21 protein-coding genes and 1 tRNA gene are annotated in these 21,475 nt (G+C 71.1%); 13 read left to right on the top strand and 9 right to left on the bottom strand.

What is annotated here, in order from left to right:
- Positions 1-42: 42 nt before the first annotated feature.
- Positions 43-1,647: a phosphoenolpyruvate carboxykinase gene (locus QE401_RS18370; protein WP_307139575.1), complete on the bottom strand. Its 1,605-nt coding sequence runs from the start codon at positions 1,645-1,647 to the stop codon at positions 43-45.
- Positions 1,648-1,877: 230 nt separating this feature from the next.
- The gene (locus QE401_RS18365) at positions 1,878-2,600 is read right to left on the bottom strand and encodes a HugZ family pyridoxamine 5'-phosphate oxidase (protein ID WP_307139574.1); all 723 of its coding nucleotides are present in this window, start codon (positions 2,598-2,600) and stop codon (positions 1,878-1,880) included.
- 227 nt (positions 2,601-2,827) lie between these two features.
- Here QE401_RS18365 and QE401_RS18360 point away from each other — a divergent pair, with 227 nt between their 5' ends.
- Positions 2,828-3,529: a response regulator transcription factor gene (locus QE401_RS18360; RefSeq protein ID WP_307139573.1), complete on the top strand. Its 702-nt coding sequence runs from the start codon at positions 2,828-2,830 to the stop codon at positions 3,527-3,529.
- A gap of 3 nt (positions 3,530-3,532) precedes the next feature.
- Positions 3,533-5,233, top strand: coding sequence for a stimulus-sensing domain-containing protein (locus tag QE401_RS18355; protein ID WP_307139572.1), 1,701 nt, complete (start codon positions 3,533-3,535; stop codon positions 5,231-5,233).
- A 72-nt stretch (positions 5,234-5,305) separates the two neighbouring features.
- On the opposite strand, the gene QE401_RS18350 is transcribed toward QE401_RS18355, so the two are convergent.
- The 5 genes from QE401_RS18350 to QE401_RS18330 all read right to left on the bottom strand — a co-directional run bounded on the left by QE401_RS18350 (position 5,306) and on the right by QE401_RS18330 (position 8,841).
- The gene (locus tag QE401_RS18350; protein ID WP_307139571.1) at positions 5,306-6,049 is read right to left on the bottom strand and encodes a hypothetical protein; all 744 of its coding nucleotides are present in this window, start codon (positions 6,047-6,049) and stop codon (positions 5,306-5,308) included.
- A gap of 53 nt (positions 6,050-6,102) precedes the next feature.
- Positions 6,103-6,675, bottom strand: a complete 573-nt coding sequence (locus QE401_RS18345; protein WP_307139570.1) for a hypothetical protein — start codon at positions 6,673-6,675, stop codon at positions 6,103-6,105.
- A gap of 169 nt (positions 6,676-6,844) precedes the next feature.
- On the bottom strand, positions 6,845-7,312 hold the full coding sequence (locus QE401_RS18340; RefSeq protein WP_307139569.1) for a GNAT family N-acetyltransferase: 468 nt from the start codon (positions 7,310-7,312) through the stop codon (positions 6,845-6,847).
- Positions 7,309-7,764 (bottom strand): hypothetical protein, encoded by a 456-nt coding sequence (locus QE401_RS18335; RefSeq protein WP_307139568.1) that lies wholly within the window; start codon positions 7,762-7,764, stop codon positions 7,309-7,311. Before QE401_RS18335 ends, QE401_RS18340 begins: the two co-directional genes overlap by 4 nt.
- 96 nt (positions 7,765-7,860) lie before the next feature.
- Positions 7,861-8,841 carry a threonine/serine dehydratase gene (locus QE401_RS18330; protein ID WP_307139567.1) on the bottom strand — a complete coding sequence of 327 codons (981 nt, stop codon included), beginning with the start codon at positions 8,839-8,841 and terminating at the stop codon, positions 7,861-7,863.
- A 393-nt stretch (positions 8,842-9,234) separates the two neighbouring features.
- On the opposite strand from QE401_RS18330, the gene QE401_RS18325 reads away from it, so the two are divergent.
- The 10 genes from QE401_RS18325 (at position 9,235) to QE401_RS18280 (ending at position 19,120) form a co-directional block, all read left to right on the top strand.
- Positions 9,235-9,717 carry an HPr kinase/phosphorylase gene (locus QE401_RS18325; RefSeq protein ID WP_307139566.1) on the top strand — a complete coding sequence of 161 codons (483 nt, stop codon included), beginning with the start codon at positions 9,235-9,237 and terminating at the stop codon, positions 9,715-9,717.
- Complete coding sequence (rapZ, locus tag QE401_RS18320; RefSeq protein ID WP_307139565.1) at positions 9,714-10,682, top strand: RNase adapter RapZ; 969 nt, start codon at positions 9,714-9,716, stop codon at positions 10,680-10,682. The genes QE401_RS18325 and rapZ overlap by 4 nt, the downstream gene beginning before the upstream one ends.
- A 13-nt stretch (positions 10,683-10,695) precedes the next feature.
- Positions 10,696-11,151 (top strand): PTS sugar transporter subunit IIA, encoded by a 456-nt coding sequence (locus QE401_RS18315; protein ID WP_307139564.1) that lies wholly within the window; start codon positions 10,696-10,698, stop codon positions 11,149-11,151.
- A gap of 144 nt (positions 11,152-11,295) precedes the next feature.
- Positions 11,296-11,625, top strand: coding sequence for an HPr family phosphocarrier protein (locus tag QE401_RS18310; protein ID WP_307140273.1), 330 nt, complete (start codon positions 11,296-11,298; stop codon positions 11,623-11,625).
- Positions 11,615-13,720, top strand: a complete 2,106-nt coding sequence (gene ptsP, locus QE401_RS18305) for a phosphoenolpyruvate--protein phosphotransferase (protein WP_307139563.1) — start codon at positions 11,615-11,617, stop codon at positions 13,718-13,720. The genes QE401_RS18310 and ptsP overlap by 11 nt, the downstream gene beginning before the upstream one ends.
- Before the next feature lie 160 nt (positions 13,721-13,880).
- Positions 13,881-14,549, top strand: coding sequence for a class I SAM-dependent methyltransferase (locus QE401_RS18300; protein ID WP_307139562.1), 669 nt, complete (start codon positions 13,881-13,883; stop codon positions 14,547-14,549).
- Positions 14,550-14,681: 132 nt separating this feature from the next.
- The gene (ahcY, locus tag QE401_RS18295; protein ID WP_307139561.1) at positions 14,682-15,986 is read left to right on the top strand and encodes an adenosylhomocysteinase; all 1,305 of its coding nucleotides are present in this window, start codon (positions 14,682-14,684) and stop codon (positions 15,984-15,986) included.
- A gap of 280 nt (positions 15,987-16,266) precedes the next feature.
- Positions 16,267-17,355 (top strand): TRAP transporter substrate-binding protein, encoded by a 1,089-nt coding sequence (locus tag QE401_RS18290; RefSeq protein WP_307139560.1) that lies wholly within the window; start codon positions 16,267-16,269, stop codon positions 17,353-17,355.
- 179 nt (positions 17,356-17,534) lie between these two features.
- Entirely contained in the window at positions 17,535-18,341 is an 807-nt protein-coding gene (locus tag QE401_RS18285) for an undecaprenyl-diphosphate phosphatase (RefSeq protein WP_307139559.1), read from the top strand.
- A gap of 212 nt (positions 18,342-18,553) precedes the next feature.
- Positions 18,554-19,120, top strand: coding sequence for a hypothetical protein (locus QE401_RS18280; protein ID WP_307139558.1), 567 nt, complete (start codon positions 18,554-18,556; stop codon positions 19,118-19,120).
- A gap of 120 nt (positions 19,121-19,240) precedes the next feature.
- Here the strand turns inward: QE401_RS18280 and QE401_RS18275 are convergent, their stop codons facing one another.
- Both QE401_RS18275 and QE401_RS18270 read right to left on the bottom strand, forming a co-directional pair.
- Positions 19,241-19,888 carry a CoA transferase subunit B gene (locus tag QE401_RS18275; RefSeq protein ID WP_307139557.1) on the bottom strand — a complete coding sequence of 216 codons (648 nt, stop codon included), beginning with the start codon at positions 19,886-19,888 and terminating at the stop codon, positions 19,241-19,243.
- A gap of 18 nt (positions 19,889-19,906) precedes the next feature.
- Entirely contained in the window at positions 19,907-20,611 is a 705-nt protein-coding gene (locus QE401_RS18270; RefSeq protein ID WP_307139556.1) for a CoA transferase subunit A, read from the bottom strand.
- Positions 20,612-20,798: 187 nt separating this feature from the next.
- On the opposite strand from QE401_RS18270, the gene QE401_RS18265 reads away from it, so the two are divergent.
- A tRNA-Ala gene (locus QE401_RS18265) sits at positions 20,799-20,874 on the top strand.
- Positions 20,875-21,475: the final 601 nt, after the last annotated feature.

Raw genomic sequence — 21,475 nt, 5'->3', positions numbered from 1 at the left:
TGGCGGGGTCTGGGGGGACCCTGTCCCCCCAGCCTTTCTGGCTCAGGCCGCCGCCCGCAGGGCCACGGCCTTCACATCGTCGCTGACCGCGCCGGCGAAGGTCTCGAAGTTCTTCTCGAACAGCCCGACCAGCTTGGCGGCCGTCGCGTCATAGGCGGCCTTGTCGGCCCAGGCCTCGCGCGGGTTCAGCACCTCGGCCGGCACGCCCGGCACGTTCTGCGGCACGGAGAGGCCGAAGAACGGATCGGTCGCGAAGGTCGCATGGGCCAGGCTGCCGTCGAGGGCGGCGCGCAGCAGGGCGCGGGTGTGCTTGATCGACATGCGGTGGCCCGTGCCGTAGCTGCCGCCGGTCCAGCCGGTGTTCACCAGCCACACCTGCGCGCCATGCTTGGCGATCAGCTCGGCCAGCATCTTGCCGTACACCTCGGGATGGCGCGGCAGGAAGGGGGCGCCGAAGCAGGTGGAGAAGGTCGCCTGCGGCTCCTTGCCCAGACCCTTCTCGGTGCCCGCCACCTTGGCGGTGTAGCCGGAGAGGAAATGGTACATCGCCTGCGCCGGCGTCAGCTTGGCGATCGGCGGCAGCACGCCGAAAGCGTCGGCGGTCAGCATCACCACATTCTTCGGCAGCCCGGCCTGGCCACCCGGGGCGGTGCCCGGGATGAACTCGATCGGGTAGCAGGAGCGGGTGTTCTCGGTCAGCGAGCCGTCATCCAGGTCGAGATTGCCGCGCGCATCGGCGATGACATTCTCGAGCACGGCGCCGAAGCGGTGCGAGGCGTTCCAGATCTGCGGCTCGGCCTCCTGGCTGAGCTTGATGACCTTGGCGTAGCAGCCGCCCTCGAAATTGAAGACGCCCTTGTCCGACCAGCCATGCTCGTCATCGCCGATCAGCGCGCGCTCGGGGTCGGAGGAGAGGGTGGTCTTGCCGGTGCCCGACAGGCCGAAGAACAGCGCGGTGTCGCCATCCTTGCCGACATTGGCCGAGCAATGCATCGGCAGCACGCCCTTGGCCGGCAGCAGCCAGTTCATCACCGTGAAGATCGACTTCTTGATCTCACCGGCATAGGAGGTGCCGGCGATGGCGATGATCTTCTTGGCGAAGGACAGCGCGATCAGCGTGGTGGAGTTGGCGCGGCCACCATGCTCCGGCTTCGCCTCCATCTCCGGCGCGTGCAGGATCACGTAATCCGGGGTGAAGCTGTCCAGCTCCTCCACCGGCGGGCGGATGAACATGTTGCGGGCGAACAGCGCGTGCCACGCATTGGTCGTCACCAGCCGGACCTTGATGCGGTGCGCGGGATCGGCGCCGGCATAGAGATCCTCGGTGAACAGCTCCTTCTGCTGGCCGAGCCAGCTGCGCACATCGGCGGTGAAGGTGGCGAACTTCGCCGGGTCCAGCTTCTGGTTGACCTTGCCCCACCAGATCTCGCCGGTGGCCTCGGGGTCGTCGGCGACGAACTTGTCCTGCACGGAGCGGCCGGTGTGCTGGCCGGTCACCGCGATGAAGGCGCCGTCCGCCGAGAGCCGGCCCTCGCCGCGGCGCAGCGCATGGGCATAGAGCCCGGCGGCGGTGAGGTTGGCATGCAGCGGGGCGGTGGTGGTGACACCGGTCCCAGCCAGGGCGGTAACGGCAGCAGACGCTGTCATACGATGCGGACTCCGGTCAGGGCGCTTTTCCTCCGCCGGAAATCCGGCGGGGCAGTAGCCATGGGGATGATCCGGCGCGGAGCGGCATCACGTGCACCGCACCCCATGCGCCGCGCGCCGGTCGGCCCCCAAGTTAGGCTGCTGCCCAAGGAACGGTCAATGTTCGTGCTCTTGTCTTATTATCAGACAAGCTCATGAAACTTTTCATCACGCCGCCGCGATGGAGTGTCTCAGCCGGCCTCGCGCGCCTGCCGCGCGGCAGCCACCAGCGCCATGCGCACGCCGTTCGAATCCGTGACGGGCGCGGCGAAATCCAGCCGGCAGACAGCATCGCCGGCGGCCATGTCGCAGCCATCGACATCCACCGCCACCATACGCCATGCCGCCGCCTCCTGTCCCAGCAGGCCTGTGGCGATCCGTGCCATGGCGTCGGCATGGTCCTCGTTCATATGCGCGCAGATGCCGGGCTCGGCCGCCTCGATCGCCGCCACCGCGTTGGGGTCGGGCAGCAGCTCGGCGGCGCGCAGCCGGGTGGCGGCGGCGAATCCGCCGACCAGCAGCGCCGCCTGCGGGCGGATGCGCCACAGCGCGAAATCGCCGAAGCCGGCATAGAGCGCGGCATAGGGGTGCAGCGCCAGCCAGCGCGCCTTCAGCGCCGCCGCTTCCCCGCCCTCCACCGTCTCGGCCAGGCCGGTCAGGCTCAGCCGGGGGGCGGTCTGCGGATTGGCCTCGGCCGCCCTGCCCTGCACCAGCAGGGCGCAGCGCGGTTCGCGGGAAAGCTGGCGCGTATGCTCCGACAGGCGCGACAGCCAGAGCAGCACGGACAGGTCGCCCGCCATCGCCGGGGTGACCAGGGCGGCGAAGGGCTGGCCCTCGGCCTGCGTCGCCAGCACGCCGCTGCGCGCCCCGCGCAGCAGGCCCCGCGCCTGCCGCACCGCTTCCACCTTGTCCATCGCTCGCCTCACGCCTTAATGACCAGCCCCGGATGCCGACCGGGGCACCGCGTGAGCCTCGCCGCCGCGACGCCGCGCGGCAACCGGGGCTGGGCCATTTCGCTTCTTCCCGTGCCGGGGCGGCCCGGCGCGGGGGCGATGGCGCCCCTCCCGCCTCGGCCCGCCTTGCGCCACAATTCTTCGGCACCCTGGCAGCGCCACGGGTCCCAGGGAGCAGAGACCGCAGCATGCCCGCCACCATCGCCCTGGTCGATGACGACCGCAACATCCTGACCTCGGTCTCCATGACGCTGGAGCAGGAGGGGTTCCAGGTGCGCACCTACACAGATGGCGAGAGCGCGCTGCAGGGCCTGCTGGCGCGCCCCGTCGACCTCGCCGTGCTCGACATCAAGATGCCGCGCATGGACGGGATGGAGCTGCTGCAGCGGCTGCGCCAGCGCAGCTCGATGCCGGTGATCTTCCTCACCTCGAAGGATGAGGAGCTGGACCAGCTGATGGGTCTGCGCCTCGGCGCCGATGACTACATCACCAAGCCCTTCAGCCAGCGCCTGCTGATCGAGCGCATCCGCGCCCTGCTGCGCCGCAACGAGGCCAGCCGCGCCGAGGGCAGCGGCGCGCCGCCCACCGGCGTCATCATCCGCGGCGACCTGGTGCTGGACGAGACCAAGCACACCTGCAGCTGGAAGGGCGCGCCGGTGCAGCTCACCGTCACCGAATTCCTGCTGGTCAAGGCGCTGGCGCAGCGCCCGGGCATGGTGAAGAACCGCGACCAGCTGATCGACGCCGCCTATGGCGAGGCGATCTATGTCGATGACCGCACCATCGACAGCCATGTGAAGCGCGTGCGCAAGAAGTTCCGGGCCGTGGACGATGATTTCTCGATGATCGAGACGCTCTACGGCATCGGCTACCGCTACAAGGAAGCCTGATCCTTGCCCGACGCCAGCGGCCAGGCCGCGCCCGCCCCTGCCCCGGCCGCCCTGGCGCCGGCCGGGGCGGCGCGCCGGCGCGTCTCGCCGCTGCTGCGGCGCATCCTGCTGCTGAACGTGATGGCCCCCGCCCTGCTGGCGGCGGCGCTGCTCTATCTCGACCAATACCAGAACGGGCTGCTGGCGGCGGAGGTGGAAAGCCTGCGCACCCAGGCGCGCATCTATGCCGGCGGCATCGCCGAGGCGGCGGTGCGGCTGCAGGATGACCGCGCCGTGCTGGTGCCCGACACCGCCCGCCCGCTGCTGCGCCGGCTGGTGGAGCCCAGCGCCAACACCCAGGCCAAGCTGTTCGACAGCACGGGTCTGCTGGTGGCCGATAGCCGGGTGCGGGAGGGCCAGGGCGGCGCCATCGTTACCGAGCCGCTGCCGCCGCCCGAGCCGCGCGGCGCCTTCGCCGGCACCATCGCCGGGCTGTATGACCGCATCCTCGCGCTGCTGCCACGCTCGGTCTACGGGCCGCGCAGCGCGGATGACGCGGTGTTCGTCGATGTCGGGCCGGATGCCGGCTCCTTCGACTGGCAGCCGGCGCTGGGTCCCGACCGGCGGGAGGAGCTGCGGCTCGCCCTGGAAGGCGGGGTGCGCCCCTATATCCGCCGCACCAAGGAAGGCCGGCTGCTGGTCTCGGTGGCGGAGCCCGCGCGGCGCGGCAGCCAGAGTGTGGGCATCGTGCTGCTGACGCGCGAGGCGCGCGAGGTGGATGAGCGGCTGCTGGAGATCCGCTCCTCGGTGCTCGGGCTGTTCCTGCTGGCGCTGGTGCTGACGGTGCTGGCCTCCTTCTTCCTGGCGCGCACCATCGCCTCGCCGATCCTGGCGCTGGCCGGCGCCGCGGCCGCGATGCGGCAGGGCAAGGGCCGCGCCGGATCGGTGCCGCCCACGCTGCTGCAGCGCGACGACGAGATCGGCATCCTGGCGCGCGACCTGCAATCCTCGGCAACCGCGCTGTGGGCGCGCATCGACCAGAATGAGCGCTTCGCGGCCGATGTGGCGCATGAGCTGCGCAACCCGCTGACCAGCGTGCGCAGCGCCATCGAGACGCTGCGCCGCATCGAGAATCCGGAGCACCAGAAGCGCCTGCTCGCCATCATCGCCGAGGATGCGGTGCGCATGGACCGGCTGATCGCCGACATCGCCGACAGTTCGCGCGTCGATGCCGAGCTGTCGCGCACGGCCTCCGAGCCGGTGGATATCGCCCCCATCCTCTCGGCCCTGGCCGAGCTGCACAACACCACGCGGGACGAGGACGGGCCGGTGGTGGAGCTGGACATGGCGCCCGGGCCCCTGGTGGTGCGCGGCGTCGAGGGCCGGCTGGTGCAGGTGTTCCGCAACCTGCTGGGCAATGCGATCTCCTTCTCGCCCGAGCGCGGCCGCGTCTGGATGCGGGCGCGGCCCACCGGCGCGATGATGGAGTTCACGGTGGAAGACGAGGGCCCGGGCATTCCGGAAGCCAAGCTTGAGGGCATTTTCGCCCGCTTCTACACCGAGCGCCCCACGGGCGAGCGGTTCGGCCAGCATTCGGGCCTCGGCCTGTCGATCAGCCGCCAGATCGTGGAGGGGTTGGGCGGCCGCATCAGTGCCGAGAACAAGCGCGACGAGGCGGGCCAGGTGACCGGCGCCCGCTTCGTGGTGCGCCTGCCGCTGGGCTGAGCCGGGCGCCAGCGGCGCCCGGTCCTGAGAGAAAAAGAAGGGGTCCAGGGGAATTCTTTCCCCTGGATCTTTTTACTGATTCCAGCCCGGCACTTCAGGATCGTAGTTCAACCCATTCCCCACCGCATCGAGCCGCAGGGCCGGCCGCTCGCGCAGGGCGACGCGGCGTTCGCGTACCGGATCGCCCTCGCGGATGATGGCGCGGGCGGTGCTGAGATTGACGCTGAGCTCACGGGTTTCGCCGCTGGCGCGGTTCACCTCGGTGGCGTCGTAGCCGATCAGCTCGAAACGCTGATTCTGCCAGCGGAAGGTGAAGTTGCGCCGCTCCGCCCCCCAGGAGCCGGCGCTGGACCAGAGGCCGAGGCCGATGCGCAGCGTGCCGCGCGCGATGCGCAGGCTCTCGGCGTCGAAGGGATCTTCCAGGCGCGGATTGGTGCGGCGCGGGATCAGCGAATGGTCCTGCAGCACCAGGCGGTAGCCCTCGGGCGTGGCGAGGGCGATGGCCAGCAGGCGGGGGTTGGTGTCGAGGCGGCGCTCGCCCAGGCCGGGATTGTCGAGGATGTTGGCCGGGTCCTGGGCGCGCAGCACCAGGGCCAGGTCGGGGCGGCCATCCTCGTCGAGGTCACCCCGCGCGCTGGCTTCCAGCTTCCAGCCGGGGGGCACGAAGCCCTCGGCCGAGTTGGCGCGCTGCGGCAGGGCCGGGATGGTGACCGGCGGCGGCTCGGCCATCCGCGCCGGATCGGTGCGCGACTGGGCGTTGGCGGCGAGCGGCGCCAGCATGGCGGCACCGAGGAGAAGGCGGCGGGGCAGGACCAAGTTGGGACGCTCCCAGAAACGGCGGCGTGGCGGGAGGAACGAGGCAGCCTGCCTCAGAGTTCCTTTTCCAGCAGGCTGACCAGCGCCTCGGTGCGCGGGGCGATGTCGTCGACATTGCTGTAGGGCTTCCAGTTGATCGACAGCGCGCCATCCTCGAAGCTCAGCCCGGCGGCGTAGTTGGAGGCGGGGGCGGTGGCCTCGTCATAGGCGATGCTGATCGAGCTGAGGCCGTTGCGCAGCGCCTCGCGCCCGGTCTCCTCCGCCGCGATGCGGCTGAGCGCCTGCACCAGCGGCTGCACCACGGTCTTGCCCAGATACTCGTCGCTGCCATAGGCCTCGGCCTGGCCGGGCAGGAAGACGGTGTCGCGGTCCAGCTCCACCTTCACCGGGAAGCGGGCGGCCTCGCGGATCGCCTGCAGCTGGGCCGGCCAGCGGTCGCGCAGATAGGCCTCGATGGCGCGGCGCTCGGCCAGGTTCGGGCGGCGGGCATCGTCCTGGGCGCGGGCGGGGCGGCCGAACAGCAACGCGGCGGGCAGCAGCGCGGCGGCCAGCCCGAGCAGGCGGCGCCGCGGCAGCGGGGGCGAAAGGGTGTCCGGGCGCGGCCGGGGCGCCTCTTGCGTGCTCATCGGTCGAAATCCTGTGCGCGGCGGCGCGGCGCCCCCTTCGGCGGGATGCCCCTCGGGGCGGCCGGAGAGCGGCTCCGCGTGCCGCGAAATCCTAGGCCGCGCATGGCCAGGCCGCAGCCCGGCCGGCCATGACATTGCCGAGAGAGAGGAGGAGAGCCCGCCGCTCGCCTCAGGCGGTGGCGGCGCGCGGCGGCAGGTCGCGCCACTCGAAGAAGGTCTTGCCGCCGCCGGTGAAGCCGGCCGTCGCGTAGAAGCGCAGCGTGCCGGGATTCTGCGAGCCGGTGGCGAGCATCACCTTGTAGCAGCCCTCGCGCCGCGCCTGGTCCAACGCCGCGCCCAGCACGGCATGGCCCAGGCCGCGGCGGCGCCATCCGGCATGCGTGACCACATTCTCGATCAGGGCGTAGGGGCGCAGGCCGCGCATGATGCTCGGCACCACGACCAGGGTGCAGGAGGCGACGGGCTGGCCCTCCGCCTCGGCCAGGAAGACGCTGGCGCGGCGCAGCAGCGCCGCCCAGGTCGCGGTGGCCTCCGCCGGCGCCACGGCCGGGTCCTCCGGCGCCAGATGGCGGTAGAGGGCCAGCATGCCGGGCAGATCCTCCGCCACGGCCGGGCGGATGGCCACCGCCTCGCTCACGCCTCGGCTTCCGGCCAGGTGACGAACAGCCCGACATCGCCGGGCATGCCATGCGGGTAGTTGATGATGCGGGCGCTGAAGCCGAAGCCGCCGGGGCGCAGCGCCTCCTGCCAGAAATCATAGAGGCGGCGGGCATAGCCCGGCAGCTCCTCCGGCCAGCCTTCCAGCGCGTGGTTGATGCGCCGCCCGCCATCCGGGCAGAAGCTGCTGGGGAAGGAGACCAGCATCAGCTCACGCTCGCCGCGGTCGAAGGATTCATGGATGTGGCGCAGCATCGCCTTGCGGTCGGCCTCGGTGAAGGGCCGCGCCTCGAAGGCGGCGCGGCGCTCGGCCAGCTCCTCGGCGGCGCGCTGCGCCGCGGCGCGCTCGGCGGCCTGCTTCGCGGCCTCGATCCGGTGCTTTTCCTCGAACAGCTCATGCACCGTCAGCGCAGGCTTGGTCTCGTCCGTCATCATGACCTCGCGGATAGGGGGTGGCGGCGGGGGCCGCCGGTCCCGGCCAGGGAGAGATTGGGCGGGCGCCGGAAAAGCCCAGCGCCCGGCCCCGCCTCAGGCCACGCTTCCCGGATCCGTGTTCGCGCCGCAGACCACGACGCCGATCCGCGCCCCCTGCGGCGGGTGGAAGGCGCCGCAGAGCAGGGCGGCCAGCGCGGTGGCGCCGCCCGGCTCGGCGACCAGCCGGCAGCGTTCCCACAGCAGCAGCTGGGCGGCGCGGATCGCCTCGTCCGGCACCAGCAGGGCGCTGCCGATGCGCTCCCGCGCCACGCCAAACATCAGCGCGCCGACCTGGCGGGCGCCCAGGCTGTCGGCGGCCAGGCCGCCCACCGGCACCGGCACGGGGCGGCCCTCGCGCAGCGCGGTGTAGAGGGTGGGGCAGGCCTCGGGCTCGACGCTGACGATCTCGGCGCGCTCGCCATACCAGGCGGCGACGCCGCCGATCAGCCCGCCGCCGCCGGTGGCCAGCAGGATATGCGTCAGCTCCGGCGCCTGCTCCTCCAGTTCGAGGCCCAGCGTGCCCTGGCCGGCCAGCACCTCGGCCTGGTCATAGGCATGCACCAGCAGGGCGCCGGTCTCGGCGGCGCGGGCCTCGCTGGCCTGGCGCGCCTCGTCATAGCTGGCGCCGGTCTGCACCAGCGTGGCGCCATAGGCGCGGATGCGGGCCAGCTTGGCCGGGCCGGTGATCTCGGGGACATAGATCTCGGCCGGCACGCCCAGCGCCCGCGCGGCATAGGCCACGGCCGCGCCGTGATTGCCGCCCGAGGCGGCGATGACACCCGCACCCGGCAGGGTGTTGGAGAGCAGCCGGTTGAAGGCGCCGCGCGGCTTGAAGGAGCCGGAGGCCTGCAGCAGCTCGAGCTTCAGCGTGACGTCGCAGGCCAGGCCCAGCTCGGCGGCGGAGAGCTGCAGCAGCGGCGTGCGGCGGATCCAGGGGGCGATGCGCCGGGCGGCGGCGCGGATGGCCGCCGCATCGGGCGCCGCACCGGCGGTGGCCCCGGGCGACGCCTGGGTGGTGACGGTTTCTTCGCTCATGGCGGCGCAGACTGGCACCGCCCCCCGCCGGCCACAACCGCGGGGCGGTGCAGCCAGGTGGCGGGGCCGGGGTGGCAGGGCCAGGATGGTGGGGCCGGAGTGTGGGGCCAGGGTGGCAGGGCCGGGGCGACGCAGCCGGGATGGCGGCCTGGACAAAAGGCCGGCAGGCCGGCGGGTGCTGGGCGTCGGGCGTCGGGCGCTGGGCATCGGGCGCGCCGGGGAAAGCGCGCTGGCCAGGCGGGCCGCGACGGGCGGACGCCCCGCGAAGGACTCCGCCGCCGGCGCGCAAGCCCTTGTTCGCCAAGGCCTCCGGCCCGGGCTCCGGCGGTGGCTTTCACCGCCGCCCCGTTGCTGCCATATTTCACCAGGTTTCAGAGGAGCCCCTGGGGCGAAATGATCCTGCATGGGAGCTGCGCGGCATCGCGGGGCGCGGGTGTGCTGTTCCTGGGTGCGCCCGGGGCCGGCAAGTCCGACCTCGTCCTGCGCCTGCTGCACCAGGGCTGGCGGCTGGTGGCCGACGACCAGGTGATGCTGGCGGAGGAGGCCGGCGCGCTGCGCGCCACGGCGCCCGAGGCGCTGTCCGGCATGCTGGAGGTGCGCGGCCTCGGCCTGTTCGAGGGGCTGCCGCATGGCCCGGCGCCGCTGCGCCTGGTGGTGGAGCTGGCGCCGCGCGACGCGGTGCCCCGCCTGCCGCTGCCGCGCCGCCACAGCCTGCTGGGCCATGCCCTGCCCTGCCTCGCCCTGCACGGCTTCGACGCCTCCGCCCCCGCCAAGCTGGATTTCGCCCTGGCCGGGCTCGGCCTGGGCGGGCTGTCGCTGGCCGGGCTGGCGCCGGGGGCCGCGCTGGCGCAGCGCGCCGGGGCCTTCGCGGCGTGAGCCCGCCGCGCCCCGTGGTGCTGGTGACCGGCCTGTCCGGCGCCGGCAAGGCCTCGATCCTGCGCATGCTGGAGGATCTGGGCTTCGAGAGCATCGACAACCCGCCGCTCTCGGTGCTGGCGGAGGTGGTGCGCGAGGGCGGCCACGTGCCGCTGGCGATCGGCGTCGATGCCCGCACCCGCGGCTTCGACGCGGCCGCGCTGCTGCAGCGGCTGGAGCGGCTGCGCGCCGAGCCCTCGGTCGCGCCCGAGCTGCTGTTCGTCACCGCCGAGGAGACGGTGCTGCTGCGCCGCTTCTCCGAGACGCGGCGGCGCCACCCGCTGGCGCCGGGCGGCTCGCTGGGCGGCTCGGTGGCGGACGGCATCGCGCGCGAGGCGGCGCTGCTGGAAGGGCTGCGCGAGGCGGCGGATGCGGTGATCGACACCACCGAGCTGCCCCTGCCCGAGCTGCGCCGGCTGGTCGAGCGGCGCTACCGCGGCAGCGGCGGGCCCGAGGGCATGGCGGTGGCCGTGCTGTCCTTCGGCTTCCCGCGCGGCCTGCCGCGCGAGGCGGATCTGGTGTTCGACCTGCGCTTCCTGCGCAACCCGCATTACGACCCGGCGCTGCGGCCGCTGACCGGGCGCGACGCGAAGGTGGCGAGCTTCATCGCGGCCGATCCGGAATTCGGCCCATTCTGGCAACGCATGACGGCGCTGCTGGACCCGCTGTTGCCCCGCTACGCGGCGGAGGGCAAGAAATACCTCACCGTCGCGCTCGGCTGCACGGGCGGCAAGCACCGCTCCGTGCTGGTGGCCGAGCGACTGGCGGCGCACCTGGCCGCACAGGGCTGGCAGGTCGATCTCCGCCACCGCGAACTGGCGCTCCCCGAGGGATCGGGCGGCATGGCCGGGCGCGGGGCGCGCAACGGCGTTGCGGCGCCGTTCCATCAACCGGGTCGGGAGGCCCCTTCTTCTTGTACACTCTGATGGCGCATCCCCGATGATCGGCCTCGTGCTGGTCAGCCATGGTCGCCTGGCCGAGGAGTTCCGGCTGGCGATGGAGCATGTCGTCGGCCCCCAGGCGCAGGTCGAGACGGTCTGCATCGGGCCGGAGGACGACATGGAGGGGCGCAAGCGCGACATCCTCGGCTGCGTCGACCGCGTCGACCTGGGCGATGGCGTGGTGCTGCTGACCGACATGTTCGGCGGCACGCCCTCCAACCTGGCCACCGCGGTGGCGCAGGACAGCCTGGAGGCCGGCCGGGCGATCGAGGTGATCGCCGGCGTCAACCTGCCGATGCTGGTGAAGCTGGCGCGCGTGCGCGGCGCCGAGCCGCTGGCGCCGGCGGTGGAGCATGCGATGCGCGCCGGGCGTCACTATATAGCCTGTGCCACGCCGGCGCGCTGCCCGCCGCCGGCGGAGCTCAGCCAGGACAATTCCCGCCGCCTGGGCTGACGGAGCGAAACGCGGCGGGGCCGCGCCGCCGCCCGAGGGCAGCCGGGCGCGGCACGAGAAGGGAAGGAGGTTGCGATGGCGATCAGGCTGGACCCGCAGGGGCTGCGCTTCTGGCAGGCGCACGCGGTCGCATCCCCCTCGGACATGGCAGGCAGCGGGGCCGGCACCGGCGAATCGGCGGCCGCCGGGGCGGCGTCGAATCCGCTGCTGCTGCGCAGCACGCTGCGCATCACCAACAGCCGCGGCCTGCATGCGCGGGCGGCGGCCAAGCTGGTCTCGCTCGCCGAGCGATTTTCTGCCTGCCTCACCGTCTCGCGCGATGGTCAGAAGGTACCCGCCTGCTCCATCATGGGGCTGATGATGCTGGGTGCCGGCAAGGGCAGCGAGGTCGTGGTGGAAGCCGAAGGGTGGGATGCCAGGGAAGCGCTCGACGCGGTGGCCGGCCTGATCGAGGCCGGCTTCCATGAAGACTGAGACGAACGCGCGCGACGACGAGACCGAGGCCCGGGGAGGCAAGGCGCCGCGCGCCGCCGCCCCGGAGCAGGAGGCGCCCGAGGTGGCGGAGGCCCCCGCGCGGCCGAAGCCGGCCCGCGCCAAGGCCAAACCGGCCGAGCCCGAGGCGCCGCACGCCGGCAAGCCGGCCAAGGCCGCCCGCGCCGAGCCGGAGGCCGAGGCGGAGCCGGTGCGTCCGGCCAAGGCGAAGCCGGACAAGCACGCCGCCGAGAAGCACACCCCCGAGGAGGAGGCCGAGCCGGGCGCCGCCGAGCCGCCGCGCCGCACCGCCCGCCGCCTGCGCGAGGTGACGATCCGCGGCCTGGCGATCAGCCCGGGTGTCGCCATCGGCGCGGTGTTCGACACCTCGGAGGAGCCGACCGTCGCGCCGCGCCGCAGCGTCGATGCGGCGCAGGTGGAGGTGGAGCGGCAGCGCCTGGGCAATGCCGTCACCGCCAGCCGCAAGCAGGTGGCCAAGCTGAAGGCGCGGCTCTCCGTCCTGCCCGAGGAGGCGCAGGACGAGCTGGAGCCGCTGCTCGACGCCTATGCGCTGATGCTGGGGGAAAGCCGGCTGCTGCGCGGCGCCCGCCGCCGCATCGCCGAGGAGCTGCTCTCGGCCGAGACCGCCGTGCAGGACGAGGCCGAGGCGATCGCGTCCGTGATCCTCTCCGCCAAGGATGACGACAAGGCCGGGCTGAAGCGCCGCGCCGGCGAGGTGCGCGAGATCGCCCGCCGCCTGACCCGCAACCTGACCGCGACGCCCTTCCGCAGCCTGAAGGAGGTGCCGGTCGGCGCCATCCTGGTGGCCGAGGAGCTGACGCCGGCCGATGCCGCGCTGCTCGACCCCGCGCGCATCGCCGGTGTCGCCACCGAGGAGGGCGGTTCGGACGGGCACACCGCCATCATGCTGCGGGCGCTCGGCATCCCCTCGGTGCTGGGCTGCACCGGGCTGACCGGCGCCGCCCGCCGTGGCGACGAGGCGGTGCTGGATGGCAGCACCGGCAGCATCGTGCTGCGCCCCGGCCCCGCCGCGCTGGAGGCCGGGCGCGAGGCGCTGGCCGCCTATGCCAAGGAGAAGGCGCGGCTGGGCAAGCTGCGCCGCCTGCCCTCGGTGACGCTGGACGGGGAGGAGGTGGACCTCCAGGCCAATCTGGAGATCCCGGCCGAGCTGCCGCTGATCGCCCAGGCCGGCGCCCAGGGCATCGGCCTGCTGCGCACCGAATTCCTGTTCATGAACCGCGAGGACCTCCCCGACGAGGACGCGCAGTTCGCCGCCTACAGCCAGATCGTCGGGCCCCTGGCCGGCGACCATGTCACCATCCGCGTGCTCGACTGGGGCGGGGAGAAGGACATCGAGGCCCTGGCCGAGGGGATCGAGCCCTATCATTCCGGGCCGAACCCGGCGCTCGGCCTGCGCGGCATCCGCATGCTGCTGAAGCGGCCCGAGCTGCTGGAGGCGCAGTTCGCCGCCATCCTGCGGGTGGCGGTGCAGGGGCCGGTGCGCATCCTGCTGCCGATGGTCACCGTGCCCTCCGAGGTGGCGCAGGCGCGCGAGATCTATGAGCGGGTCGCCCGCCGGCTGCGCCGCAAGGGTGTGCCGCTGCCGGACAAGCTGCCGCCGCTCGGCGCCATGATCGAGACGCCGGGTGCCGCGCTGGCGGCGGATGCCATCGCGCTGGAGGCGGATTTCTTCGCCATCGGCACCAATGACCTGGCCATGTACACGCTGGCGGTGGACCGGGCGGAGGCGGAGGTCGCGCATCTCTACGACCCGCTGCACCCGGCGGTGCTGCGGCTGATGCAATTCGCGACCGAGGCGGCGCTGCGGCTGCGCATGCCCGTTTCCGTCTGCGGCGAGATGGCCGGCAATCCGCGGCTGGTGCCGCTGCTGCTGGGGCTCGGGCTGCGCTCGCTGTCGATGAATGCCAGCGCCATCCCGCGGGTGAAGCAGATGGTGCGCACGCTGAAGATCGACGACTGCGCGCGCTTCGCCCGCCGGGTGATGGAGCAGAGCGACCCGAAGCGCATCCAGGAGCTGGTGATGGCCTTCGATCCGGCGGCGCCGCGCGCGGATTAGGGCACCTTCTTTTTCTGAAGAAAAAGAAGCAAAAAGACTTTGTCCGCTTGGCGTCCCGCCTCAGGCCCGAGGCGGGACGCCAAACTGATAAAAAGTTTTTTGGTTCTTTTTTTCAAAAAAGAACATTCTGTTCATGCATCTTTCCGACCAGGATTCCTGCATGACGGCCACCACCACCCTCGCCCAGGACCTCTGCCAGCGCCTCTATGGCGAGGACCCTTACGCCGGCTACCAGGCCGAGCTGCCGCCGGATCTGCAGGGCTGGAACAGCACCCACCCCACCCTGGCGCGGCTGGTGCAGGAGGGGCGGCCGAGGATCATCATGGATGTCGGCGTCTGGAAGGGCGCCTCGGTCGAGTTCTTCTGCCGCAGCCTGGACAAGGTGGGCGGAGAGGGCGCGGTGATCGCCATCGACACCTTCCTGGGCAGCCCGGAGCATTGGAACCGCGAGCGGCCGGACCGCATCTTCGAGTCGCTGCGGCTGCGGCACGGCCTGCCCGGCCTGTACTGGCAGTTCCTCAGCAACATGGTGCATCGCGGGCTGCAGGGGCGTGTCGTGCCGCTGGCGCAGACCAGCGAGAACGCCGCCGTCATCCTGCGCCGGCTGAACATCAAGGCCGACCTGATCCATATCGACGCGGCGCATGAATACGAGCCGGTGCTGCGCGACGCCCGGCTGTTCTGGGGGCTGCTGAACAAGGGCGGCGTGCTGGTGGGCGACGACTTCCCCTGGCCGGGGGTCGCCAAGGCCGCGCAGGACTTCGCCGCCGAGATCGGCCAGGAGCTGGTGGTGGAGAGCCCCAAATGGATCCTTCGTAAACCCCGCTGAGGGCAGTCTGCGGGCGCCCTGCCCGGGGGCGCCGCCCGGCGAAAAGACATAAACACATCCTTATGCGTCGTGTCTCAGCCTGTTCGGGGCCGGATGGCTGTGCTATCGCGCGGGCAGATTCGGAGAACAGCCATGCCCCTGAAGAACGGTTTCAGCGACTACAAGGTGAAGGACATCTCCCTGGCCGAATGGGGCCGCAAGGAGATCGCCATGGCCGAGGACGAGATGCCCGGCCTGATGGCGCTGCGCGCCGAATACGGCCCCTCCCAGCCGCTGAAGGGCGCCCGCATCGCCGGCTCCCTCCACATGACGATCCAGACCGCCGTGCTGATCGAGACGCTGACCGCGCTCGGCGCCGAGGTCCGCTGGTCCTCCTGCAATATTTTTTCCACGCAGGACCACGCAGCTGCGGCCATTGCGGCGGCTGGCATTCCCGTCTTCGCCTGGAAGGGGCTGACGGAAGAAGAATTCTGGTGGTGCATCGACCAGACCGTCCGCGGCCCGGATGGCTGGGAGATCAACATGATCCTGGACGATGGCGGCGACCTGACCACCGTCGTGCATGAGCGCTTCCCCGAGCTGCTGCCGGGCATCCGCGGCCTGTCCGAGGAGACCACCACCGGCGTGCACCGCCTGTGGGACATGGTGAAGAAGGGCACGCTGAAGGTTCCGGCCATCAACGTGAATGACAGCGTCACCAAGTCGAAGTTCGACAACCTCTATGGCTGCCGCGAGAGCCTGGTGGACGCCATCCGCCGCGGCACCGACGTGATGATGGCCGGCAAGGTGGCCGTCGTCGCCGGCTTCGGCGATGTCGGCAAGGGCTCGGCCGCCTCGCTGCGCAATGCCGGCTGCCGCGTGCTGGTGACCGAGGCCGACCCGATCTGCGCCCTGCAGGCCGCCATGGAAGGCTATGAGGTCGTGACGATGGAAGAGGGTGCGCCGCAGGGCGACATCTTCGTCACCGCCACCGGCAATATCGACGTGATCACGCTGGACCATATGCGCGCGATGAAGCACCGCGCCATCGTCTGCAACATCGGTCACTTCGACAGCGAGATCCAGATCGGCGCCCTGCGCAACTACACCTGGGACAACGTCAAGCCGCAGGTGGACGAGGTCATCTTCCCCGATGGCAAGCGCCTGATCGTGCTGTCCGAGGGCCGCCTGGTGAATCTCGGCAACGCCACCGGCCACCCGTCCTTCGTGATGTCGGCCAGCTTCTCCAACCAGGTGCTGGCCCAGATCGAGCTCTGGACCAACCACAAGGCCTACGAGAACAAGGTCTACACCCTGCCCAAGAAGCTGGACGAGAAGGTCGCCGCCCTGCACCTGGCCAAGGTCGGCGCCAAGCTGACCAAGCTCTCCCCGGCCCAGGCGGAGTATATCGGCGTGCCGGTCTCCGGCCCGTTCAAGCACGAAGAATACCGCTACTGAGCGGCGCGGGAGGGGTTAGCCCCTCCCTCGGCTAAACTGATAGAAAAACTGGGAGGGCTCCGCCCTCCCAGACCCAGACCGAAAAAGAACCTGGGAGGGCTCCGCCCTCCCAGACCCTCCGGCCGGGGGGACAGGGTCCCCCCGGACCCCGCCATCCGTCCAAAAAACCCTTCCGCCACCTCGGTCGATACGCCTTGCCGAAGCCGCCAATGCAGGCTTTCCTTGCGGCAGCGCATCGCATAGAAGCAACAAAGTTGCGCCTATACGGAAGGAAACGACCATGAATCGCCGCGCCCTGCTTGGCGCCGCTGCTGCTGCCGCCCCGGCGGCGCTCGCTGCTCCTGCCCTTGCCCAGTCCGCGCCCGAGCTGCGCTGGCGCCTGACCAGCTCCTTTCCGCGCAACCTCGACATCCTGTTCGGCGCGCCGGAGCTGATCGCCCGCCGCGTCGCGGCGATGACCGACAACAAGTTCCAGATCCGCGTCTTCCCCGCCGGCGAGATCGTCGGCGGCCTGCAGGCGCTGGACGCCGTCCAGGCCGGCACGGTGGAATGCGCCCACACCGCCTCCTACTACTACACCGGCAAGGATCCCTCCTTCGCCTTCTTCACCGCCATGCCCTTCGGCCTGAACACCCGCATGTTCAACGCCTGGTACCGCCATGGCGGCGGCGCCGCGCTGGCCGCGGACCTGTTCGGCAGCTACAACATCATCCCCTTCACCGCCGGCGACACCGGCGCGCAGATGGGCGGCTGGTTCCGCAAGGAAGTCCGCACCCTGGCCGATGTGCAGGGGCTGAAATTCCGCATCGCCGGCTTCGCCGGCCAGGTCTTCGCCAAGCTCGGCGCCGTGCCGACCCAGGTGGCCGCGGCCGACATCTACCCCTCGCTCGAGCGCGGCACGCTGGACGCGGTGGAATTCGTCGGCCCCTATGACGATGAGAAGCTCGGCTTCTCCCGCGTCGCGCCGAACTACTACTTCCCGGGCTTCTGGGAGCCGGGCGCGCGCCTGCACCTGATGGTCAACAAGGCCGCCTTCGAGGCGCTGCCCGCGCCCTACAAGGCCGCGCTGGAAGCCGCCTGCACCGAGGCCGACCAGGACATGACGGCGCGCTACGACGCCGCCAACCCGCAGGCCCTGCGCCGGCTGATCGCCGCCGGCACCCAGCTCCGCCCCTGGTCGCGCGAGATCCTCTCCGCCGCCTGGAAGGCGACGCATGAGCTCTATGACGAGACCAGCGCGAAGAACGAGCGCTTCAAGACGATCTGGGACTCCTATCGCCGCTTCCGCGACGATGAATACGCCTGGTTCCGCGTCGCCGAGAATTCCTTCGACAATTTCGCCTTCACCGCCGGCCAGACCGTGCGCTGACGCGCAGCCCCAGCCGGGGCGGGATGCGGAACGGGCCGGGGGCGCAAGCCTCCGGCCCGTTTCGGTTGGCATCCCGTTCCGGTTAAAATCCGGAAGGATCGGCGCCGCGGCCCAGGCCGCGGATGACAGCGCGGCCCGATCGGCGCTAGTCCGGCGGCTCCCTGCCTCAGGAAGCCGCCATGGATTTTGCCTCCCTCCTCTCCGCCCTGCTGATGGGCATCGTCGAAGGGGTGACGGAATTCCTCCCGATCTCCTCCACCGGGCACCTGATCCTGCTGGGGGAGGCCATCGGCTTCCAGGGCCCGCCGGGCAAGACCTTCGAGATCAGCATCCAGCTCGGCGCCATCCTGGCGGTGATCTGGCTGTTCCGGGCGACGATCTGGCGCATCGCCACCGGCATGTGGCGCATCGGCAGCCATGAATACTATTTCGCGCTGAACCTGCTGCTGGCCTTCCTGCCGGCGCTGGTGCTGGGCGCCACCCTCTACAAGACGGTCACCGAGCTGCTCTACACCCCCTTCGTGGTGGCGCTGGCGCTGATCCTGGGCGGCGTGGTGATCCTGGCGATCGAGCGCTGGCGGCCGGCGCCGCAGATCCATTCGGTGCCGGAGATCGGGCCGCTGGCGGCGCTGCTGATCGGCTTCGGCCAGGCGCTGGCGATGATCCCGGGCACCAGCCGCTCGGGCGCGACCATCATCAGCGCGCTGCTGGTGGGCGTCGACCGCCGCACCGCGGCCGAGTTCAGCTTCCTGCTGGCGATCCCGACCATGGTGGCCGCCACCGTGTTCAGCCTGTGGAAGAACCGCTCGGATCTCGACTTCTCCGGCGCCGGGCTGATCGCGGTCGGCTTCCTCACCGCCTTCCTGGTCTCGCTGCTGGTGGTGCGCTGGCTGATGAGCGTGATCAGCCGCATCGGCTTCACCCCCTTCGCCTGGTACCGCATCGGCCTCGGCCTGCTGATCATGGCCTGGCTGGCGCTGCGCTGAGGCCACCGGCCCCGCCGCGCGCCGCACAAGCCCGGGGCCCCTGCCCCGGGCTTTTTCATGCCGGGGCGGGTTGCGCGGTGCCGCAGCCCGGGCCTTCCCGCCTTCCGCGACGTTTCACGGTTTTCGGGACGCGCCGGCGCCGCGGCCTCGCTTGAAGCGGCGCGGCGTTGCCGTCATCCTGGCGGCCACGCCGCTTGCGGGAATGAACAGCGATGCGCCGCCTCCGGCCGGTCCCGGCCCCTCCGACCCCGGCCCCTCAGACCCCGGCCCGCCCGGCCTCTCTCCGCCCCATCTCCCGCCGGCTGGCCCCGGCCCTGCTGGCCTTCGCCCTGCTGCTGCCGGGCCTGGCCCTGGCGCAGAGCTGGCCGAACGAGACCGGCCAGGGCGGCGACCTGATGGGCTATTCCGGCCGGCAATTCGACCGCATCCGCGCGCCCGAGCCGGTGCCGCCCGCCGCCGCCCTGCCGCCGCCGCTCGGCCTGCCGGCGCCGCTGCCCGCCAGCCCGGCCACGCCCACGGTGCAGGGCTGGACGCCGCCGCCCCTGCCCTCGCAGCGGCAGGCCCAGCAGCCGCGCGCCCGCCGCCCGTCCCAGGCGCGCCGCCACACCCCGCGCCGCAGCAACGAGGCCGCGACGCAGCGCAATTTCGAGCGGCGCGAGGCCGAGATCCAGCGCCTGCAGCAGCGGCTGCAGGATGACCGGCAGCGCTACGAATCGCAGCGCGCCAACACCACGCTGCGCAGCACGCCGCAGCCGGCCTCGCCGCCCCTCATCCGCTAGGGCGTCTTCGGCTCGCCCAGGCGGGCGGAGCGCGGCCCGGTCCCGATCCGCCCCGGCCATGAAAAACCCCGGGGAAGCGGCGCTCCCCGGGGGTGTCGCGGCGGCGCGGAGCGCGGCGCTTCAGGCCAGGCCGGGCTTCACCGCGAAGCCGGCCTCGGTCTTCTCGCGCAGTTCTTCGAGTGTGACGCCCGGCGCCAGCTCGACCAGCGTCATGCCGCCGGCCTTGCGGTCGATCTCGAACACGGCGAGCTCGGTGATCACCATGTCCACCACCGCGCGGCCGGTCAGCGGCAGGGTGCACTCCTTCAGCAGCTTGGGCTTGCCGCCGGCGGTGTGCTCCATCAGCACCACCACCTTCTTCACCCCGGCGACCAGGTCCATGGCGCCGCCCATGCCCTTCACCATCTTCCCCGGGATCATCCAGTTCGCCAGGTCGCCATTCTCGGCCACCTGCAGCGCGCCCAGGATGGACAGGTCGACATGGCCGCCGCGGATCATCGCGAAGCTGTCGGCCGAGGAGAAGAAGCTGGTGGTCGGCAGCGCCGTCACCGTCTGCTTGCCGGCATTGATCAGGTCCGGATCCTCCTCCCCCTCATAGGGGAAGGGGCCCATGCCCAGCATGCCGTTCTCCGACTGCAGCTGCACGCTGATGCCGTCGGGGATGTGGTTCGCCACCAGCGTCGGGATGCCGATGCCGAGATTGACGTAGAAACCGTCCTGCAGCTCACGGGCGGCGCGGGCCGCCATCTCGTCGCGGGTCCAGGGCATGTTTTCTGTTCCTTCCCCTCAGGCGCGCTTGCGGGTGGTGCGCTGCTCGATGCGCTTCTCATAGCCCTCGGGCAGCTTGACGATGCGCTTCACATAGATGCCCGGGGTGTGGATGTGGTCGGGGTCGATCTCGCCCGGCTGCACCAGATGCTCGACCTGCACGACGGTGACCTTCGCGGCGGTCGCCATCATCGGGTTGAAGTTGCGCGCCGTCTTGCGGAAGACGAGGTTGCCCTCGGTATCCGCCTTCCAGGCATGGATGATGGCGAGGTCGGCCATGATGCCGCGCTCCATCACATAGGTCTCGCCGTCGAATTCCCGCGTCTCCTTGCCCTCGGAGACGGCGGTGCCGACGCCGGTCTTGGTGAAGAAGGCGGGAATGCCGGCGCCGCCGGCGCGGATGCGCTCGGCCAGCGTGCCTTGCGGGTTGAACTCGATCTCCAGCTCGCCGGCCAGGAACTGCTCGGCGAAGGTCTTGTTCTCACCCACATAGGAGGAGATCATCTTGCGGATCTGGCGGGTCTTCAGCAGCAGGCCGAGCCCGGCATCGTCGATGCCCGCATTGTTGGAGACGACGGTGAGGTCCTTCACGCCGGAATCGCGGATCGCCTCGATCAGCGCCCCGGGAATGCCGCACAGGCCGAAGCCGCCGGAATGGACCAGCATCCCATCGCGCAGCAGGCCGTCCAGCGCGGCGCGCGCATCGGGGTAGACTTTCCGCATTTGACGCTCCCCAGTTTCAGGTGGGGGGAGGCTACCGGCCATGACGCGGCTGCGAAAGGGGTGGCGGGGCCTGGGCCGCGGGGCCGCGCCACCGCCACGCGCCCTGCCAAAAAACCGCAAAAGAATCCGGGACACCCCGCTTGCGCGCCCCTGGCGGCGTGGTTATACCCCCGCCTCACTTCCCTGAGGGGCCATAGCTCAGTTGGGAGAGCGCTTGAATGGCATTCAAGAGGTCGTCGGTTCGATTCCGATTGGCTCCACCAGTTAAACCGCCGGTTTCCGAGTGATCGGGCCGGCGGTTTTTTTGTGCCTTGCAACCATGGTGCAGCCAAACGCTAGGAGCGCTGGGTGATAGGCCCAGCCTCACGCTCGTGGCCCCTCACAGTCCGGCACTAGGGCTTCCGCCACCGATATGTATTAGCGCTGCGCAGCGGAACGTTCAGGCGGCGCGATAGCAGGACCGTTGGGCGGCAGTCTTTCACCTGTCGTCACGGACTCAAATTTAATGCGATGAGGCACTGCACCCTGAACACCACACCATGAGGGGCCTGGCATCATCTTCAAACCGCCAGGTCATTTTTTCGGGTGACCTGGCTTCATTACGCTTGACCGCCTGGGCGGCTCGTCGCATGTTTCGCCCGTGGACGCCAGAGCGGTTGGGGAACCAAGGCGTGCACGGCCACAACCCAATCACGCCTAGGGCGGAAAGGAGGAGCATGTCTTGGCACAACATCGGTAGGAGAGGCTGACGGCCTGCCCCCTTTGGGGGGCAGGCCCTTCGCCAGCTAATCCGCGCGGCCGGGAGCGGTTGGGGAACCACCGGCTGCGCGGGCCACAACCCAATCCCGCCTAAGGGCGGAAAGG

Origin of the sequence: Pseudoroseomonas cervicalis, assembly GCF_030818485.1 — a bacterium.
Taxonomy (GTDB): Bacteria; Pseudomonadota; Alphaproteobacteria; order Acetobacterales; family Acetobacteraceae; genus Pseudoroseomonas; species Pseudoroseomonas cervicalis_A.
Note: the sequence above shows the minus strand (reverse complement) of the source record. Positions and strands in the feature narration are given on the sequence as shown.

What these genes read in the sequence shown, in the direction of transcription:
- QE401_RS18370 (WP_307139575.1), bottom strand. Translation starts at nt 1,647, where the DNA reads ATGACAGCGTCTGCTGCCGTTACCGCCCTGGCTGGGACCGGTGTCACC.
- QE401_RS18365 (WP_307139574.1), bottom strand. Translation starts at nt 2,600, where the DNA reads ATGGACAAGGTGGAAGCGGTGCGGCAGGCGCGGGGCCTGCTGCGCGGG.
- QE401_RS18360 (WP_307139573.1), top strand. Translation starts at nt 2,828, where the DNA reads ATGCCCGCCACCATCGCCCTGGTCGATGACGACCGCAACATCCTGACC.
- QE401_RS18345 (WP_307139570.1), bottom strand. Translation starts at nt 6,675, where the DNA reads ATGAGCACGCAAGAGGCGCCCCGGCCGCGCCCGGACACCCTTTCGCCC.
- QE401_RS18335 (WP_307139568.1), bottom strand. Translation starts at nt 7,764, where the DNA reads ATGACGGACGAGACCAAGCCTGCGCTGACGGTGCATGAGCTGTTCGAG.
- QE401_RS18330 (WP_307139567.1), bottom strand. Translation starts at nt 8,841, where the DNA reads ATGAGCGAAGAAACCGTCACCACCCAGGCGTCGCCCGGGGCCACCGCC.
- QE401_RS18325 (WP_307139566.1), top strand. Translation starts at nt 9,235, where the DNA reads ATGATCCTGCATGGGAGCTGCGCGGCATCGCGGGGCGCGGGTGTGCTG.
- QE401_RS18315 (WP_307139564.1), top strand. Translation starts at nt 10,696, where the DNA reads ATGATCGGCCTCGTGCTGGTCAGCCATGGTCGCCTGGCCGAGGAGTTC.
- QE401_RS18310 (WP_307140273.1), top strand. Translation starts at nt 11,296, where the DNA reads ATGGCAGGCAGCGGGGCCGGCACCGGCGAATCGGCGGCCGCCGGGGCG.
- ptsP (WP_307139563.1), top strand. Translation starts at nt 11,615, where the DNA reads ATGAAGACTGAGACGAACGCGCGCGACGACGAGACCGAGGCCCGGGGA.
- QE401_RS18300 (WP_307139562.1), top strand. Translation starts at nt 13,881, where the DNA reads ATGACGGCCACCACCACCCTCGCCCAGGACCTCTGCCAGCGCCTCTAT.
- ahcY (WP_307139561.1), top strand. Translation starts at nt 14,682, where the DNA reads ATGCCCCTGAAGAACGGTTTCAGCGACTACAAGGTGAAGGACATCTCC.
- QE401_RS18290 (WP_307139560.1), top strand. Translation starts at nt 16,267, where the DNA reads ATGAATCGCCGCGCCCTGCTTGGCGCCGCTGCTGCTGCCGCCCCGGCG.
- QE401_RS18285 (WP_307139559.1), top strand. Translation starts at nt 17,535, where the DNA reads ATGGATTTTGCCTCCCTCCTCTCCGCCCTGCTGATGGGCATCGTCGAA.
- QE401_RS18280 (WP_307139558.1), top strand. Translation starts at nt 18,554, where the DNA reads ATGCGCCGCCTCCGGCCGGTCCCGGCCCCTCCGACCCCGGCCCCTCAG.
- QE401_RS18275 (WP_307139557.1), bottom strand. Translation starts at nt 19,888, where the DNA reads ATGCCCTGGACCCGCGACGAGATGGCGGCCCGCGCCGCCCGTGAGCTG.
- QE401_RS18270 (WP_307139556.1), bottom strand. Translation starts at nt 20,611, where the DNA reads ATGCGGAAAGTCTACCCCGATGCGCGCGCCGCGCTGGACGGCCTGCTG.